This window comes from Nonomuraea cavernae, from assembly GCF_040655715.1.
In the GTDB taxonomy this organism is placed as follows: domain Bacteria; phylum Actinomycetota; class Actinomycetes; order Streptosporangiales; family Streptosporangiaceae; genus Nonomuraea; species Nonomuraea cavernae_A.
Window position 1 is genome coordinate 293,124 of the sequence record NZ_JBFAKL010000003.1, and the last position, 14,052, is coordinate 307,175.

At 71.5% G+C, this 14,052-nt stretch carries 19 protein-coding genes; 9 read left to right on the top strand and 10 right to left on the bottom strand.

Features of this window, described 5'->3' with window-relative positions:
• Window positions 1-70: 70 nt before the first annotated feature.
• The 8 genes from AB0I38_RS06675 (at window position 71) to era (ending at window position 6,063) form a co-directional block, all read left to right on the top strand.
• A complete protein-coding gene (locus tag AB0I38_RS06675) occupies window positions 71-415 on the top strand; it encodes a histidine triad nucleotide-binding protein (RefSeq protein WP_358463022.1) in 345 nt (114 codons plus the stop codon).
• A gap of 91 nt (window positions 416-506) precedes the next feature.
• Complete coding sequence (locus tag AB0I38_RS06680; RefSeq protein WP_358463025.1) at window positions 507-1,544, top strand: PhoH family protein; 1,038 nt, start codon at window positions 507-509, stop codon at window positions 1,542-1,544.
• Window positions 1,541-2,017, top strand: coding sequence for an rRNA maturation RNase YbeY (ybeY, locus tag AB0I38_RS06685; RefSeq protein WP_358463028.1), 477 nt, complete (start codon window positions 1,541-1,543; stop codon window positions 2,015-2,017). Before AB0I38_RS06680 ends, ybeY begins: the two co-directional genes overlap by 4 nt.
• A complete protein-coding gene (locus AB0I38_RS06690) occupies window positions 2,014-3,309 on the top strand; it encodes a hemolysin family protein (protein ID WP_358463031.1) in 1,296 nt (431 codons plus the stop codon). The genes ybeY and AB0I38_RS06690 overlap by 4 nt, the downstream gene beginning before the upstream one ends.
• Before the next feature lie 362 nt (window positions 3,310-3,671).
• The gene (locus AB0I38_RS06695; protein ID WP_358463034.1) at window positions 3,672-4,328 is read left to right on the top strand and encodes a hypothetical protein; all 657 of its coding nucleotides are present in this window, start codon (window positions 3,672-3,674) and stop codon (window positions 4,326-4,328) included.
• 10 nt (window positions 4,329-4,338) lie between these two features.
• Window positions 4,339-4,659, top strand: coding sequence for a cytidine deaminase (locus AB0I38_RS06700; protein WP_358463037.1), 321 nt, complete (start codon window positions 4,339-4,341; stop codon window positions 4,657-4,659).
• A gap of 1 nt (window position 4,660) precedes the next feature.
• Window positions 4,661-5,137, top strand: coding sequence for an NUDIX domain-containing protein (locus tag AB0I38_RS06705; protein WP_358463040.1), 477 nt, complete (start codon window positions 4,661-4,663; stop codon window positions 5,135-5,137).
• A 17-nt stretch (window positions 5,138-5,154) separates the two neighbouring features.
• Window positions 5,155-6,063 carry a GTPase Era gene (gene era / locus AB0I38_RS06710; protein WP_358463043.1) on the top strand — a complete coding sequence of 303 codons (909 nt, stop codon included), beginning with the start codon at window positions 5,155-5,157 and terminating at the stop codon, window positions 6,061-6,063.
• On the opposite strand, the gene AB0I38_RS06715 is transcribed toward era, so the two are convergent.
• The 10 genes from AB0I38_RS06715 to AB0I38_RS06760 form a co-directional block, all read right to left on the bottom strand.
• Window positions 6,054-6,545: a hypothetical protein gene (locus tag AB0I38_RS06715; RefSeq protein ID WP_358463046.1), complete on the bottom strand. Its 492-nt coding sequence runs from the start codon at window positions 6,543-6,545 to the stop codon at window positions 6,054-6,056. The two genes, era and AB0I38_RS06715, sit on opposite strands and share 10 nt — an antisense overlap.
• A gap of 56 nt (window positions 6,546-6,601) precedes the next feature.
• Window positions 6,602-7,372 carry an urease accessory protein UreD gene (locus AB0I38_RS06720; protein ID WP_358463049.1) on the bottom strand — a complete coding sequence of 257 codons (771 nt, stop codon included), beginning with the start codon at window positions 7,370-7,372 and terminating at the stop codon, window positions 6,602-6,604.
• Window positions 7,373-7,374: 2 nt separating this feature from the next.
• Complete coding sequence (gene ureG / locus AB0I38_RS06725; protein WP_358463052.1) at window positions 7,375-8,046, bottom strand: urease accessory protein UreG; 672 nt, start codon at window positions 8,044-8,046, stop codon at window positions 7,375-7,377.
• A gap of 14 nt (window positions 8,047-8,060) precedes the next feature.
• Complete coding sequence (locus tag AB0I38_RS06730; RefSeq protein ID WP_358463054.1) at window positions 8,061-8,738, bottom strand: urease accessory protein UreF; 678 nt, start codon at window positions 8,736-8,738, stop codon at window positions 8,061-8,063.
• Window positions 8,738-10,447 (bottom strand): urease subunit alpha, encoded by a 1,710-nt coding sequence (locus tag AB0I38_RS06735; protein ID WP_358463056.1) that lies wholly within the window; start codon window positions 10,445-10,447, stop codon window positions 8,738-8,740. Before AB0I38_RS06735 ends, AB0I38_RS06730 begins: the two co-directional genes overlap by 1 nt.
• A complete protein-coding gene (locus AB0I38_RS06740) occupies window positions 10,440-10,751 on the bottom strand; it encodes an urease subunit beta (RefSeq protein ID WP_358463059.1) in 312 nt (103 codons plus the stop codon). The genes AB0I38_RS06735 and AB0I38_RS06740 overlap by 8 nt, the downstream gene beginning before the upstream one ends.
• Entirely contained in the window at window positions 10,748-11,050 is a 303-nt protein-coding gene (locus AB0I38_RS06745) for an urease subunit gamma (protein WP_358463062.1), read from the bottom strand. Before AB0I38_RS06745 ends, AB0I38_RS06740 begins: the two co-directional genes overlap by 4 nt.
• 71 nt (window positions 11,051-11,121) lie before the next feature.
• Window positions 11,122-11,850, bottom strand: coding sequence for a Mut7-C RNAse domain-containing protein (locus AB0I38_RS06750; RefSeq protein WP_358463065.1), 729 nt, complete (start codon window positions 11,848-11,850; stop codon window positions 11,122-11,124).
• Between the two features lie 25 nt (window positions 11,851-11,875).
• Window positions 11,876-12,832, bottom strand: coding sequence for a GNAT family N-acetyltransferase (locus AB0I38_RS06755; protein WP_358463068.1), 957 nt, complete (start codon window positions 12,830-12,832; stop codon window positions 11,876-11,878).
• A 41-nt stretch (window positions 12,833-12,873) separates the two neighbouring features.
• Window positions 12,874-13,119: a DUF2630 family protein gene (locus tag AB0I38_RS06760; protein ID WP_358463071.1), complete on the bottom strand. Its 246-nt coding sequence runs from the start codon at window positions 13,117-13,119 to the stop codon at window positions 12,874-12,876.
• A 38-nt stretch (window positions 13,120-13,157) separates the two neighbouring features.
• Between AB0I38_RS06760 and ddaH the strand changes: the two genes are divergently transcribed.
• On the top strand, window positions 13,158-13,901 hold the full coding sequence (gene ddaH, locus AB0I38_RS06765; RefSeq protein WP_358463074.1) for a dimethylargininase: 744 nt from the start codon (window positions 13,158-13,160) through the stop codon (window positions 13,899-13,901).
• The last annotated feature ends 151 nt before the right edge of the window (window positions 13,902-14,052 follow it).

A 14,052-nucleotide genomic window follows, 5' to 3' on the forward strand; every position in this document is an offset into this window, starting at 1 on the left:
CCGATTCGCAACGAGCGCGGCGATTCGGACCCGCCAAGGTGGCGACGGGTCCGCTCGGTAAGGTGCACCTGTGACCGACTGCCTCTTCTGCAAGATCGCGGCCAAGGAGATCCCGGCTGAGATCGTACTCGAGACCGACAGGGCTTTGGCGTTCCGTGACATCAACCCGCAGGCGCCCACCCACGTGCTGGTCATACCGAAGGAGCATCACGCCGACGCGGCGGCGCTGGCCCAGGCCGACGACGGGCTCGCCGACGACGTGATCAAGGCCGCGCACGCCGTGGCCGTCCAGGAGGGCGTGGCCGAGGGCGGCTACCGCATCGTGTTCAACACCGGGCCGGGCGCGGGGCAGACGGTGTTCCACGTGCACGCGCACATGCTCGGCGGGCGCGGCCTGTCGTGGCCGCCCGGTTGATATTGACGCGAGCGCTCGGCCTGGTCCCGGCTACGATGTGTGGAGAAGTACACCCGAACAGACCGGGAGGCATCAGGCCGCGGGCCTGCCCATGTCCGAACTACACGAATCCCGACGGACCGCACCTCCTTCGCGCACTCAGGCCAAGGTGCTGATTCCAGATGATTATCCGATGGTCAGCCTTCTGGGCTCCCGTGACGAGCTGCTGCGCGTCATCGAGGACGCTTTCAGGGCCGACATCCACGTGCGTGGCAACGAGATCACCGTCACCGGCAGCCCCGACGAGAGCGGCACCGTGGTGCGGCTGTTCGAGGAGCTGGTCGAGGTGCTGCGCAGCGGGGGAGAGCTGACCCCCGACGCGGTCGAGCGGAGCATCGCCATGCTGCGGATGACCTCCGACCGGCCCGCCGAGGTGCTGTCCCTCGACATCCTCTCCTCGCGCGGCCGCACGATCAGGCCCAAGACGGTCAACCAGAAGCGCTACGTCGACGCGATCGACAAGCACACGGTGGTCTTCGGCATCGGCCCCGCCGGCACCGGCAAGACCTATCTCGCGATGGCCAAGGCCGTGCGCGCGCTGCAGGAGAAGCGGGTCAACCGGATCATCCTGACCCGTCCGGCGGTCGAGGCGGGAGAGCGGCTGGGCTTCCTGCCCGGCACCCTCTACGAGAAGATCGACCCCTACCTGCGGCCGCTGTACGACGCGCTGCACGACATGGTCGACCCCGACTCGATCCCCAAGCTGATGGCCGCCGGCACGATCGAGGTCGCGCCGCTGGCCTACATGCGGGGCCGCACCCTCAACGACGCCTTCATCATCCTCGACGAGGCGCAAAACTCCTCGGCCGAGCAGATGAAGATGTTCCTGACCAGGCTCGGCTTCAACTCCAAGATCGTGGTGACCGGTGACGTCACGCAAGTCGACCTGCCCGCGGGCACGACCAGCGGGCTGCGGGTCGTCCAGCAGATCCTCGACGGCATCCCCGACATCCACTTCGCCCTCCTGTCCAGCGCCGACGTGGTGCGCCACAAGCTGGTGAGCGAGATCGTCGACGCCTACGGCCGCTACGACGCGCTGCAGGAGCCGAGTGCCGCCAAGTCCATCCAGCAGCGGGGCAAACGGCGATGAGCATCGAGATCAACAACGAGTCGGGCGCCGAGCTCGACGAAGAGGGCATCGTCGAGCTGGCCGGCTACATGCTCGGCGAGCTGGGCATCAATCCGCTCGCCGAGATGTCCATCATGATCGTCGACGAGGCGGCCATGGCCGAGCTCCACGAGAAGTGGATGGGCGAGCCGGGTCCCACCGACGTGCTGGCCTTCCCGATGGACGAGCTGCGTCCCGGCGGCGGGGCGCGTGGCGACGCCGAGGGGCCCACCGATCCGGCGCTCCTCGGTGACGTGGTGCTGTGCCCGCAGGTGGCCGCCAGGCAGGCGGCCGAGGCCGGTCACGACACCCGTGACGAGCTGGAGCTGCTGTGCACGCACGGCATCCTCCACCTGCTCGGGTACGACCACGCCGAGCCTGACGAGCACAAGGAGATGTTCGGTCTGCAGGCCCGGCTCCTTGAGTCGTGGCAGGAGGTGCGCAGCTCGCGGTGAACGCCTGGTTGCCCCTGGCCATCGCCCTCGTGGTGATCGGCGGGCTGATCGCCAGTGTGGAGACAGCCCTGACGCGCATTTCCCGGGTGCGGGCCGAGGAGTTCGTACGTGATGGCAGGCGCGGCGCCGAGCGCCTGCAGGCCATCGTCAACGACCCGCCGCGCTACCTCAACCTGCTGTTGCTGCTCAGGCTGAGCTGCGAGCTGGTCGCCACGGTGATCGCCACTCTGCTGTTCATCGATCTGATGAGCGACCAGGGCTGGGCCTACTTCGCCGCGGCCGCCATCATGATCGTGGTCAGCTATGTGATCGTCGGAGTCATGCCCCGTACCCTGGGCCGCCAGCACGCCGGGCCGATCGCCCTGGCCGGCGCCCCCATCGTCTACGGCCTGACCCGCATCTTCGGCCCGCTGCCCAAGCTGCTCATCCTGCTCGGCAACGCGCTGACCCCTGGCAAGGGTTTCCGTGACGGCCCGTTCACCTCCGAGGCCGAGCTGCGTGACCTGGTCGACCTGGCCGAGGAGCGCCGGATGATCGAGCCGGACGAGCGCGAGATGATCCACTCGGTCTTCGAGCTGGGCGACACGCTGGTCCGCGAGGTCATGGTGCCCCGCACCGACATGGTCTTCATCGAACGGGGCAAGACGCTCAACCAGGCGCTGTCGCTGGCGTTGCGCAGCGGGTTCTCCCGCATCCCGGTGGTGGGCGAGAACGAAGACGACGTCATCGGCATCGCCTATCTCAAGGACATCGCCCGCAGGGTGCACGAGGCGGGCCAGGACAGCAACAAGGAGAAGGTCGAGTCGATCATGCGCCCGGCGACGTACGTGCCGGAGAGCAAGCCGATCGACCAGCTGCTGCGCGAGATGCAGGCCCGGCAGATCCACCTGGCGATCGTCATCGACGAGTACGGCGGCACCGCCGGGCTGGTCACGATCGAGGACGTCCTGGAGGAGATCGTCGGCGAGATCACCGACGAGTACGACCAGGAGGCGCCCCGGGTCGAGCCGATGCCCGACGGCGCGCTCCGGGTGACGGCCCGGATGCCGGTCGACGAGCTGGCCGAGCTGTTCGACACCGAGATCGAGGTCGACGACGTGGAGACCGTGGGCGGGCTGCTGGCCCACGCGCTCGGCCGGGTGCCGATCGCCGGGTCGCAGGCCGACGTGGCCGGTCTGCGGCTCACCGCCGAGAGCCTGGCCGGCCGCCGCAACCGCATCAGCACCGTGGTGGTCCGCCGCGTCAAGCCGCCCGAGACGGACGTCCTGCCGGCCGCCGCCGCGCAGGACTGACCGTCGCCTTCGCCGGCAGGCGGCGCGGTACGGGCGCGGCGGCTGCCGATGTCCCGGGCGATTGTGGCAAGTGTTCTACAAGTCTTCTGCAAGCGGTCTGCCCCAGTCTGTAGCTCGACACCACAGTGCGGTGGGTGTCACGAAGGGAAGCGTCCCGAACACCGGGTGGGGTTCGCGGTGGGAAGGGCACTCCCTTGGGGGGTGACGGCATCTTGGTCAGCTAGCCGATCGAGATGTTGCTTAAGGGGTGTTCTCGTCTGATAAGCCAGGCGAGGGCACCCTTTTAGCGTTTGGACCTTTATTGACAGGTCTGGTGGATTGCCGCACTCGGCCCCCGGGGAAGATCGGCTGCGGGGGGAATCATGAAGCGCGGACTGCGGATCACCGGCCTGGTCGTCGCATGCGGCCTGGTCAGCGGGCTCCTGATCGGATGCCTGGTGGGGTGCGGCAACGAGGCCACACAGGGCCACGCCGACCCACAGGCACTGGCGGCACTCCGGGGAGCACTGGGCACGCCGGCCCGGCTGCCCGACGGCTTCGCGCCCCGGCCCCAGGACGCGTGGCGAGCGCCGTTCACAGCCGCCAACCGCAACTGCCGGGCCATGTTCGCACCTGTCGGCGGTCAGGCCCCCGAACGGGCGCTGACCGCGCAGGCGGCGGTCAGCTACCAGGGCGACGAGCTGGGCGAACAGGTCGGGGTCGGGCTCGCCCGCTACGCCGGCTCCGAGGCCGAAGGGCACATCGACGACCTGGCCACGGCCCTGTCGGAGTGCCGCAAGGTGCGCTCGCGCGGCGGCACCCGCCTGCGGCTGCGCGAGCTGCCGCTGCAGGACGTGGGAGACGAGGCGATCGGCGCCGAGCTGCGCGGGAAGCTGAACGGCTATCCGTACGCGGTGGACGTGGTGCTCGCCCGCTCGGGTGACACGCTGGTCTCGCTCGTGCACACGGGCATGGCCGGGGTGGACCGGGAGCGCACGCGGCAGCTCCTCACCGCCGTGATGGGCATGGCCAGCGCCTAACCTAGAGCCCGTGACTCTCGATCCTGAAGACAGCAAGCTCATCACCCTGGCCCGCGCCTCCAGGGCGCGCAGCGGCTCCGACGAGGGCGCCGCCGTGCGCGACGAGACCGGGCGCACCTACTCGGCCACCGACGTGGCGCTCCAGGCGCTCCAGCTCTCCGCGGTGCAGGTGGCGGTCGCCATGGCGGTCTCCAGCGGCGCGCGGTCGCTCGAGGCCGCGGCGCTGGTCACGGCTGGCTACGGGCCGAGCGCCGCCGACGAGGCGGTGGCCCGCGAGCTGGGCGTCAAGGCACTGCTCGTGGCAGGCCCCGACGGCACCCCGCGGAGCTGACATGCCGATCTCTCCCTATCTCGCCAGCGTGCGCGCCAAGGTGGGCTCCGATCTGCTGATGCTGCCGTCGGTGTGCGGCTGCGTGTTCGACGAGTCGGGGCGGCTGCTGGTCGCGCGGCACGGCGATGTCGGCCTCTGGGCCGCGCCGGGCGGCGGCCTCGACCCGGACGAGCGGCCCGAGGACGCCGTGGCCAGGGAGCTGCGCGAGGAGCTCGGCATCGACATCGCCGTACGCGGCCTCATCGGCGTCTACGGCGGGCCGGAGTTCCGCACCGTCTACTCCAACGGCCACCAGTGCGGCTACATGATCGCGGTGTACGGCTGCGTGCTCACGTCCGGCACCCCCGTCCCCGACGGCGACGAGATCACCGACGCCCGCTGGGTCGCCGAGCAGGAGCTGAGCGGGCTCACGATGACGCAGTGGTCACCGCACGTGCTGTCCGACGCGTTCGCCTGGTGGCGAGACCAGGGCCGATGATGGGCCAGAATTGCGGGGTGACTTCGCCAGACAACCATCGCGCCGGATTCGCCTGCTTCGTGGGGAGGCCGAACGTCGGCAAGTCCACGCTGATGAACGCCCTGGTCGGCACGAAGGTGGCGATCACCTCGTCCAAGCCGCAGACCACCCGCCGGGTCATCAGGGGCATCGTGCACCGGCCCGACGCCCAGATCGTCGTCGTCGACACTCCGGGGCTGCACCGCCCGCGCACCTTGCTCGGCGAACGCCTCGACAGCCTGGTGCTGTCGACCCTGACCGAGGTCGACGTGATCGGCTTCTGCCTGCCCGCCAACGAGCCGATCGGCAAGGGCGACCGGTTCATCGCCGACAAACTGTCGGCGGTGAAGCGCACTCCGGTGGTCGCGGTGGTCACCAAGACCGACCTCGCCGGCAAGGAGCAGATCGCCGCGCAGCTGCTGGCGGTGTCACAGCTCGCCGAGTTCGCCGCGATCGTCCCGGTGTCGGCGGAGCGCGGTGACCAGCTCGACGTGCTCGCCGACGTGCTCGTGGAGCACCTGCCCGAGTCTCCGCCGCTGTACGAGGGCGGGCAGCTCACCGACGAGCCCGAGCAGGTGCTGGTGGGAGAGCTGATCAGGGAGGCGGCGCTGGAAGGCGTGCGCGACGAGCTGCCCCACTCGATCGCCGTCGTCGTCGACGAGATGATGCCACGCGAGGGGCGTGACGACCTGCTCGACATCTACGCGCACCTGTTCGTGGAGCGCCCATCGCAGAAGGCGATCGTGATCGGGCACAAGGGCGAGCGGCTGCGTGACGTGGGCACCCGGGCCCGCAAGCAGATCGAGGCGCTGCTCGGCACCCGCGTCTACCTCGACCTGCGCATCAGCGTGGCCAAGGACTGGCAGCGCGACCCCAAGCAGCTGCGCCGGCTGGGCTTCTACGACTGATCGGCCCGGCTCACGAGCGCCGGCGCCAGCGTGAGCAGCGCGAAGACGATCAGCGCCAGCGCGCTGGCCAGAGCGGCGAACCAGCCGTACCTGATCACCGGCTCGACCGACAACACCCTGCCCAGATCGACCGACACCCGGTCGGCCGCTCCCGCCGGATCGGTCACGTACAGCACCAGCATCAGCGTGGCCAGCGCGCCCGGCAGCGCGGCCAGCGCCGCGATCCAGGGGCGGGTGATCAGCCCGGCCAGGCCGAAGGCCATCGCCGCCATCCCGGCGATCAGCGTGTAGACGCCGAAGCCGTCGTCGGTGCCGCGCACGTCGCGGGAGACGGCGCCGCCGATCAGGTCGCTGCTGGCCTCGACGCCGGCCCACGGCAGGATCGCGCAGAACACGAGCAGCGCCGCGGCGATGGTGACGGCGAACGCGTGGGCCCGCCGCGGCCGGCGTCGCGCGGGACCCGGCGAGAGGTAGTCGGCCACACGGTCACCATAGGACGACCGGACGGTCCGGACCAGGCCGGCGGGCCTTCGGCGGGTCACCCGGCGCCGGACGGGGCGGACGCCAGCGCCTCGCCCCACTCCAGGCGGTCGCGCAGGGCGACGGCGTCGGGGGCGAGCGCGGACACCAGGACGCCGGGGCCCGCCAGCGGGAGCACGGCGACCCCGTCACCGACGACCGCCTCCCGGCAGGCCGGTCCGGGAGTGACGAGGGTGGTGCCGACGCAGCGGGCCGTGGCGTAGATCGCCGGTGAGGTGTCGAGGGCCAGATCGCCGACGACGTGCTCCTGCCTGAGCAGGGGACGGCCGTCGCTGGTGGCGTCGAAGCGAGCATGACAGCGGCCCGGACGCTCGCCGTACCGGCCGAACATGATCTCCTCCCGCCAGAGCACGCGCGCGTCCGCCGCCAGGGCCAGCCGTACGGTCAGGCGATGCGAACATCCGGCGGCGAGGACCGTCGGCTCGGGCGTGAACCGGAGTGAGGCCCCGGCACCGACCCGCGCGGTGATCAGCAGGTGTGACTCGCCCTCGCCGGGAAGCACCAGCGTGCTCGCCACCGAACCGACCTCCAGGCTGGTGCCCGGGGCGACGTCGAGGTCGAGCCGGAGCCGGTCGCCGCCGAGCGGGCCCGCCGCGGTCGAGACGAGGTGCACGGTCCGCGCGCCGGTCTGGCGGAACGTCAGCGGCGGCGCCGATCCCAGCCCGCTGACGACCGTTCGCCCGCCGGACAGCGAGGTCGCGACGAAGGCGCGGGCCCGCATCGCGCGGCGGGCGGCGGGCGGGAGGCCGGACAGGGCGTCGGTCGTCACGGTCAGCCCGCGGAGACGGGACGCTCAGACCAGGCGCGCAGTTGGACGGACACCCAGGCGGCCACCTCCGCCACTTCGGGCTCCCGCCTGATCGACGTGAAGAGCACCGGCCGGTCGCCGCGCACGGCGGCCGCGTCGCGGGCCATCACCCCGAGGTCGGCGCCGACCATCGGCGCCAGATCGGTCTTGTTGACGACCAGCAGGTCGGCCGTGGTGACACCGGGACCGCCCTTGCGCGGTACCTTGTCGCCGCCGGACACGTCGAGGACGAAGATCTGCCGGTCGGCCAGGCCGCGGCTGAACGTCGCCGTCAGGTTGTCACCGCCGCTCTCCACGATCACCAGGTCGAGCGGGCCGAAGCGGTGTTCGAGGGTCTCCACGGCGTCGAGGTTGGCGGCGATGTCGTCGCGGATCGCCGTGTGAGGGCAGCAGCCGGTCTCGACGGCCAGGATGCGTTCCCCGTCGAGCACTCCGGCCGCGCGCAGGAAGTCGGCGTCCTCGGTGGTGTAGATGTCGTTGGTCACCACGCCGAGGCGCGTCGACGGGCCGAGCACCCGGCACAGCGCTGCCACCAGCGCCGTCTTGCCGCTGCCCACCGGCCCGCCCACGCCCAGCCGCAGGGCCCGGCCGAGCCCGTCGGGGGCCTGGTGGTGGTCGTCGTGGTGGGCGCTCATCGCGGAGTCCTTTCCTAGGAGACGAACAGCCTGACCGCGGCCCGCGCGTGCCGCTCGGCCAGCAGGTCGAGAGCCGGCGCGGAGTGGGCGGGCAGTTCCGCCCACGCGGTCCCGGGGCCGGAAACAAGGGAGGCCAGGTCGTCCAGGTCGGGGACCAGGTCGGCGAGCAGCCGGTGGACCTCCACCGGGTCCAGGCCGAGCAGGCGCGCCGCCGCCGTGGCCGGGCCCGTGACGGCGTGGTAGGCCGCCGCCAGGGCGGCGTCCCCGGGCGAGGCTCCCGCCGCGTGCGCCGCCGCCCCCAGCGCGACGGGATGATGCGGATCGGGTACGGCCCGCGCCAGGGAGTCGAGCGCGGGCGAGGGCCAGACACGGCGTGCCACCCGGAGTAGCAGCCGGCCCTGGGTCCTGGACGCGGCACGCTGGGCGGGTGACGCGGTCCGGGCGTCGGCCTCGGCGTCAAGGCCGGTCCAGGGCGGCGACGTCTCCAGCGGTGTGGAGGCCGTACGGGAGGCGGCGGCGGCGAGGGCGGCGGCGACGCGGCCAGAGGTGTGCAGGCGGCCCCGGAGGAAGGCCGCGAGCGACAGGAGGTCGTGGACGGCGCCGGAGCCGACGGCCTGTTCGGCGCCGCCGGAGTGGGCGTGTCCCCCGGCCGGGAGCCGGGAGTCGGTGAGGAGGAGCAGCGCCGGGTTCATCAGAACAGGAAGTAGCGCTGCGTCATGGGCAGCGCCGCGGCCGGCGCGGGCTCGACGAGGTCGCCGTCGATGAGCACCTGGAAGGTGTCCGGCTCGACCTCGATCCGGGGGAGCGCGTCGTTGAGCGGCATCGCCTCCTTGCCGCGCCCGCGCACGTCGGCCACCGGGACCAGGCGGCGGCGCACCGCCAGGCGGTCGGCGAGCCCCTCGTCGAGCGCGAGAGGGGAGACGAAGTGCAGCGACGTGGCCGCCGCCGTCACGGGGACGGCGCCGAACATGGGGCGTGAGAGCACCGGCTGGGGGGTCGGAATGGAGGCGTTGGCGTCGCCCATCTGGGCCCACGCCACCACGCCGCCCTTGAGCACGAGCGCCGGCTTGACCCCGAAGAACGCCGGATCCCACAGCACCAGGTCGGCCAGCTTGCCTCGCTCCACCGAGCCGACCTCGCCGTCGAGACCGTGGGCGATGGCCGGGCAGATCGTGTACTTGGCGACGTAGCGGCGGGCCCGCAGGTTGTCGGCCGGACCACCGCCGAGCTGACCACGGCGGCCCTTCATCACGTGAGCCGTCTGCCAGGTGCGGATGACGGTCTCGCCGATGCGGCCCATCGCCTGCGAATCAGAGCCGATCATGGAGATGGCGCCCAGGTCGTGGAGCACGTCCTCGGCGGCCATCGTGGAGGGCCTGATGCGCGACTCGGCGAATGCCAGGTCCTCGGGGATCGACGGGTTGAGGTGGTGGCAGACCATCAGCATGTCGAGATGCTCGTCGAGGGTGTTGACGGTGTGCGGCCTGGTGGGGTTGGTGGAGGAGGGCAGCACGTTGGCGCAGGACGCCACCCGGATGATGTCGGGAGCGTGCCCGCCTCCGGCGCCCTCGGTGTGGTAGGCGTGGATCGCGCGGTCACCGACGGCGGCCAGCGTCGACTCCAGGAAGCCGGCCTCGTTCAGCGTGTCGGTGTGGATCGTCACCTGCACTCCGGTCGCGTCGGCCACCGTCAGGCAGGCGTCGATCGCGGCGGGCGTGCTGCCCCAGTCCTCGTGCAGCTTGAACCCGGACGCGCCCGCCCTGAGCTGCTCCATCAGGCCCTCGGAGCTGACCGTGTTGCCCTTGCCGAGCAGCGCGAAGTTGAGCGGATAGGAGTCGAGCGACTCCAGCATCCTGGCCAGATACCAGGTGCCGGTGACCGTGGTCGCCTTGGTGCCCTCGACGGGCCCGGTGCCGCCGCCGACGATCGTGGTGACGCCCGAGCCGATCGCCTCGTCGAGCAGCTGAGGGCAGATGAGGTGCACGTGGGAGTCGACCGCGCCGGCGGTGAGGATCTTGCCGTTGCCACTGAGGATCTCGGTGGACGGCCCGATCACGATGTCGACGCCGTCCATGGTGTCGGGGTTGCCGGCCTTGCCGATCGCGCTGATCCGGCCCCCGGCGACGCCGACGTCGGCCTTGACCACGCCCCAGTGGTCGAGGATCACCACGCCGGTGATGACCAGGTCGGCCGCACCCTCGGCCCGGGTGGCGCGGGCCTGGCCCATGGACTCGCGGATCACCTTGCCGCCGCCGAACACCGCCTCGTCACCCGCGCCGGCCGGGCCCATCGCAAGGTCCTCGGTCACCTCGACGAACAGGTCGGTGTCGGCCAGCCTGATCCGATCGCCCGTGGTGGGCCCGTACAGCGCCGCGTAGCGGGCGCGAGAGATGTCAGCCATCGAGCGGACCCGCCCATTCCGGTCGCAGGCCGGGCACCACGCGGCGTCCGGCGATGGGCACCAGCGTCACGTCGCGCTCCACGCCCGGCTCGAACCTGATCGCGGTGCCCGCCGGTACGTCGAGCCGCATCCCCCAGGCGGCGCCGCGGTCGAACTCCAGGCCCGGGTTGGCGGCGGCGAAGTGGTAGTGGGAACCGACCTGCACGGGCCGGTCGGCCGTGTTGACGACCCGGACCGTCACCCGCTCGCGTCCCGGGTTGAGCGGGATGGCGCCCTCGGGATGGAGGTACTCGCCGGGGATCACGGGATGGGCCTGTGGACGGTGACCAGCTTGGTGCCGTCGGGGAAGGTGGCCTCGATCTGCACGGTGTCGAGCATCTCGGGCACGCCGTCCATGACGTCGGCCCGGGCCAGCACGGACCGCCCGGCCTCCATCAACTCGGCCACGGTCCGGCCGTCCCGAGCCCCCTCCATCAGGAACGACGCGATGATCGCGGTGGCCTCGGGGTGGTTGAGCCGCAGGCCCCTGGCCTGACGCTCGCGCGCGACCCCGGCGGCGACGTGAATGAGCAGGCGCTCCTGCTCGTGTGGGGTAAGCCGCATGGCCGGACCCTAGAAACCGGCCGTTTCGCGCGCGTTGCCGGAGGATGTCGTGTTGGTTTCCGGTGCGTGGGTCAGCCCGCGGTCCACGCTTTGGCCGACTCCACGATCTCCTCCAGGTGGCCGCTGTGGGCGCCGTGCCAGTAGACCTGGCCGCAGGTACGGCACTGCCCGTAAGCGTCGAAGGTGCGCCGGGTGCCCGCCTCCAGCAAGGGCTCCACCTCGTGTTTGGCGGCCGGGATCAGCAGGCCGTTGCAGGCCGTGCACCTGGTCCAGGGGCGCAGCGGAGGGGAGAAGCGTTCGAGCAGGTCACGCAGCTGGTCCTGCGGGCGGGAACCGCGTACGTACGCCCCGAGCCAGAGGGCGCGGCGGCGTAGCAGGCCGCGGTCCTGGGTGAGCAGCACCCGGCGCTCCTCGTTCGCCTGGACGACGAGGGCCGGGTCGTCCATGTCGTTGTGGTAGGCCGCGTCGAGGCCGAGCAGCCGCAGCCGCCGCGACAGCGTGCCGAGGTGCACGTCGAGCAGGAAGCGAGGCTCCTCGGGCAACTGCTGCGGCCGTGGCACCGCGCGCACGTCCACGACGTCGCCCGCGACCGGCAGGTAGGAAGGGGCGACGCCCCGGTCACCGATGGTCATCGGGCCGACCTCCGTCAGCGGGACGCCGATCGACTCCACGTGATGGCCCAGGGTCGAGGTGTGGTCGAGCGTCACCCGGTGCCACTCCTGCCGACGGCTCACGGGCAGGAACATGAGCAGCTCCGGGGCGATGCGAAGGTGTGCCTCCCGTTCGGTCACGATGTCCATTCTGCGCGATCGGATGAGTGCCTCCTCAGACCGGGAGCTGCCAGATGTGCCATTCGTCCAGGAGCGTGAAGCCCATCGCCTCGTTGATGGCCAGCATGTGCGCGTTGGACGTGGCGTTCCACGTGATGACCCGCTCGACCTGCGGCTCCCGCTCGCGCAGGCGGAGCAGGTTGGTCAGCTTGAGCAGCAGGCCGAGGCGGTGGCCGCGGTGCGGGGCGAGCACGACGGTGTCGGCCTGGTGGGCCCAGCCGTCGGTGCGGTCGGCGTTGATGTACAGGCGGGTGAATCCGGCGGGCGCGCCGTCGGAGACGCGCCTGGCGATCGCGGTGTAGCAGTCGGAGCCGCCCGGCACGATCAGCTCCTCGCGCGCCCGGATGCGCTCGACGTCGTAGACCGCGTCCTCCATCTCGGCGCCGATCGGGGCGTCGTTCATGCCGGCGGTCAGCACGGCCAGGTCGGCGAGCTGGTCGGGCCCGGCGGGTCCCTTCCACAGCTCCAGTTCGTAGCCCTCCGGCCGGGGCAGCATGTCGCGGAACCGGCGCCAGTCGACCTCGCGCAGTTCGAGGGTACGGCGGGCCTCCGTGAGCGAAACCGTGAAGCCGTGCGCCTCCGCGAAGCGCGCGCCCGTGCCCACCGCGGGCGTCTCGACCAGGAGCAGCCGCCTGCCCTCGGCGCGCAGCCGGTCGCGCGCCGAGGCGAGCAGCGCGCCGCCGAGACCTTCGCCGCGCCGGTCGGGGCGTACGAACATCGGGTCCAGCCGGCCCAGATGCGTGTTGTCGAGCGTGGGCAGGACGAGCCGGTAGCCGCCCACGACCTCGTCGCCGTCGCGCTCGACGTGGGACTCGATCTGGGAGCCTCGCTGCTCCCGGGTGAACATCACCTGGAAACGGCGCGACGACATCACCGGGCCGGGCTGGTCGGCCACCGCCTGGACGTAGGCGGCGTGCAGCCGGTCGAGCGTCGCGTCGTCGATCATCGTCATGGATTCAGGCAAGCGCATGCCACCCGGATTCGGCCACCGGTTTACTGCCGGTAGTCCTCGACCTCGCTGACCGGCCGCGGCGCCGCGTAGTCGGGGTCCTCGCCCGCGTGGCGGCGGGCCCTGCGCTGCCGCAGCAGGTCCCAGCACTGGTCGAGCGCCACTTCCAGCTCCTTGACCCGGGCGTTCTCGTCATCGGAGGTGACCTCGCCCGACGACAGCCGGCTGCGCAGCTCGTGCTCCTCGTCGACGAGAGCGCTGATCCTGCTGAGAATCTCGTTGTCCCGCATGTCCGAGACTCTACTGATTTCGTGATAGAACACGCCCTATGTCTGGTATTGCGCTGGTAAGAAAGCCCGGGCCCCGCCTCGCGGACGGCCTCCTCACCTACGTCCAGCGCGAGCCCGTCGACCCCGGCCTGGCCGCACGGCAGCACGACGCGTACGTCGCCGCCCTCGCCGACACGGGCTGGCGGCCGGTGTACGCCGAACCGGCCGACGACCTGCCCGACGCCCCCTTCGTCGAGGACACGGTCGTGGTCTCCGGGCGGCTGGCCGTACTGACCAGGCCCGGCGCCGAGGAGCGGCGGCCCGAGGTGGCGTCGGTGGCCTCGGTGGTGCGCGGGCTGGGGCTGAAGGCGGTGCGCATCACCGGCTCGGGAACCCTCGACGGCGGTGACGTGCTCCAGGTGGGGTCCACCGTCTACGTCGGGCGGTCGGCGCGGACCAACGACGAGGCCATCTCCCAGCTGGCCGCGCTGCTCCCCGAACGCCGGGTCGTGCCCGTGGATTTGGACGGCGTGCTGCACCTGAAGTCGGCCGTCACCGCGCTGCCCGACGGCACGCTCATCGGCCACACCGCGCACGTGAACCTGACCGGGCTCCTGGAGCCCGCCGAGGAGGCCGGGGCACACGTGGTGCCGCTCGGGAGAGACCGGGTCCTGATGGCCGCCTCCGCCCCGCGCACGGCCGCCGCACTGGAGCAGCGCGGGCTCAACGTGACCACCGTGGACATCTCGGAGTTCGAGAAGCTGGAAGGGTGCGTCACCTGCCTGTCGGTCCTCATTCCCTAGACGCCTGGTCCGATCCGGCCGGATCGGATGCGACGGACCCGGATCGTCCACCGCGAAGCGTCTGGTAACGTGCAGAGCATGCTGCGTGTGCTGCTTCTTAGCTGCCGCGGCGGGGGCCACTGAGGCCGGCTCCCTCGCCGCGGAGCCTGTC

Excerpts from the sequence above, each read along its gene's own strand:
- AB0I38_RS06680 (WP_358463025.1), top strand. The coding sequence starts at position 507 with ATGTCCGAACTACACGAATCCCGACGGACCGCACCTCCTTCGCGCACT.
- ybeY (WP_358463028.1), top strand. The coding sequence starts at position 1,541 with ATGAGCATCGAGATCAACAACGAGTCGGGCGCCGAGCTCGACGAAGAG.
- AB0I38_RS06695 (WP_358463034.1), top strand. The coding sequence starts at position 3,672 with ATGAAGCGCGGACTGCGGATCACCGGCCTGGTCGTCGCATGCGGCCTG.
- AB0I38_RS06705 (WP_358463040.1), top strand. The coding sequence starts at position 4,661 with ATGCCGATCTCTCCCTATCTCGCCAGCGTGCGCGCCAAGGTGGGCTCC.
- ureG (WP_358463052.1), bottom strand. The coding sequence starts at position 8,046 with ATGAGCGCCCACCACGACGACCACCACCAGGCCCCCGACGGGCTCGGC.
- AB0I38_RS06730 (WP_358463054.1), bottom strand. The coding sequence starts at position 8,738 with ATGAACCCGGCGCTGCTCCTCCTCACCGACTCCCGGCTCCCGGCCGGG.
- AB0I38_RS06735 (WP_358463056.1), bottom strand. The coding sequence starts at position 10,447 with ATGGCTGACATCTCTCGCGCCCGCTACGCGGCGCTGTACGGGCCCACC.
- AB0I38_RS06745 (WP_358463062.1), bottom strand. The coding sequence starts at position 11,050 with ATGCGGCTTACCCCACACGAGCAGGAGCGCCTGCTCATTCACGTCGCC.
- AB0I38_RS06750 (WP_358463065.1), bottom strand. The coding sequence starts at position 11,850 with ATGGACATCGTGACCGAACGGGAGGCACACCTTCGCATCGCCCCGGAG.
- AB0I38_RS06755 (WP_358463068.1), bottom strand. The coding sequence starts at position 12,832 with ATGACGATGATCGACGACGCGACGCTCGACCGGCTGCACGCCGCCTAC.
- AB0I38_RS06760 (WP_358463071.1), bottom strand. The coding sequence starts at position 13,119 with ATGCGGGACAACGAGATTCTCAGCAGGATCAGCGCTCTCGTCGACGAG.
- ddaH (WP_358463074.1), top strand. The coding sequence starts at position 13,158 with ATGTCTGGTATTGCGCTGGTAAGAAAGCCCGGGCCCCGCCTCGCGGAC.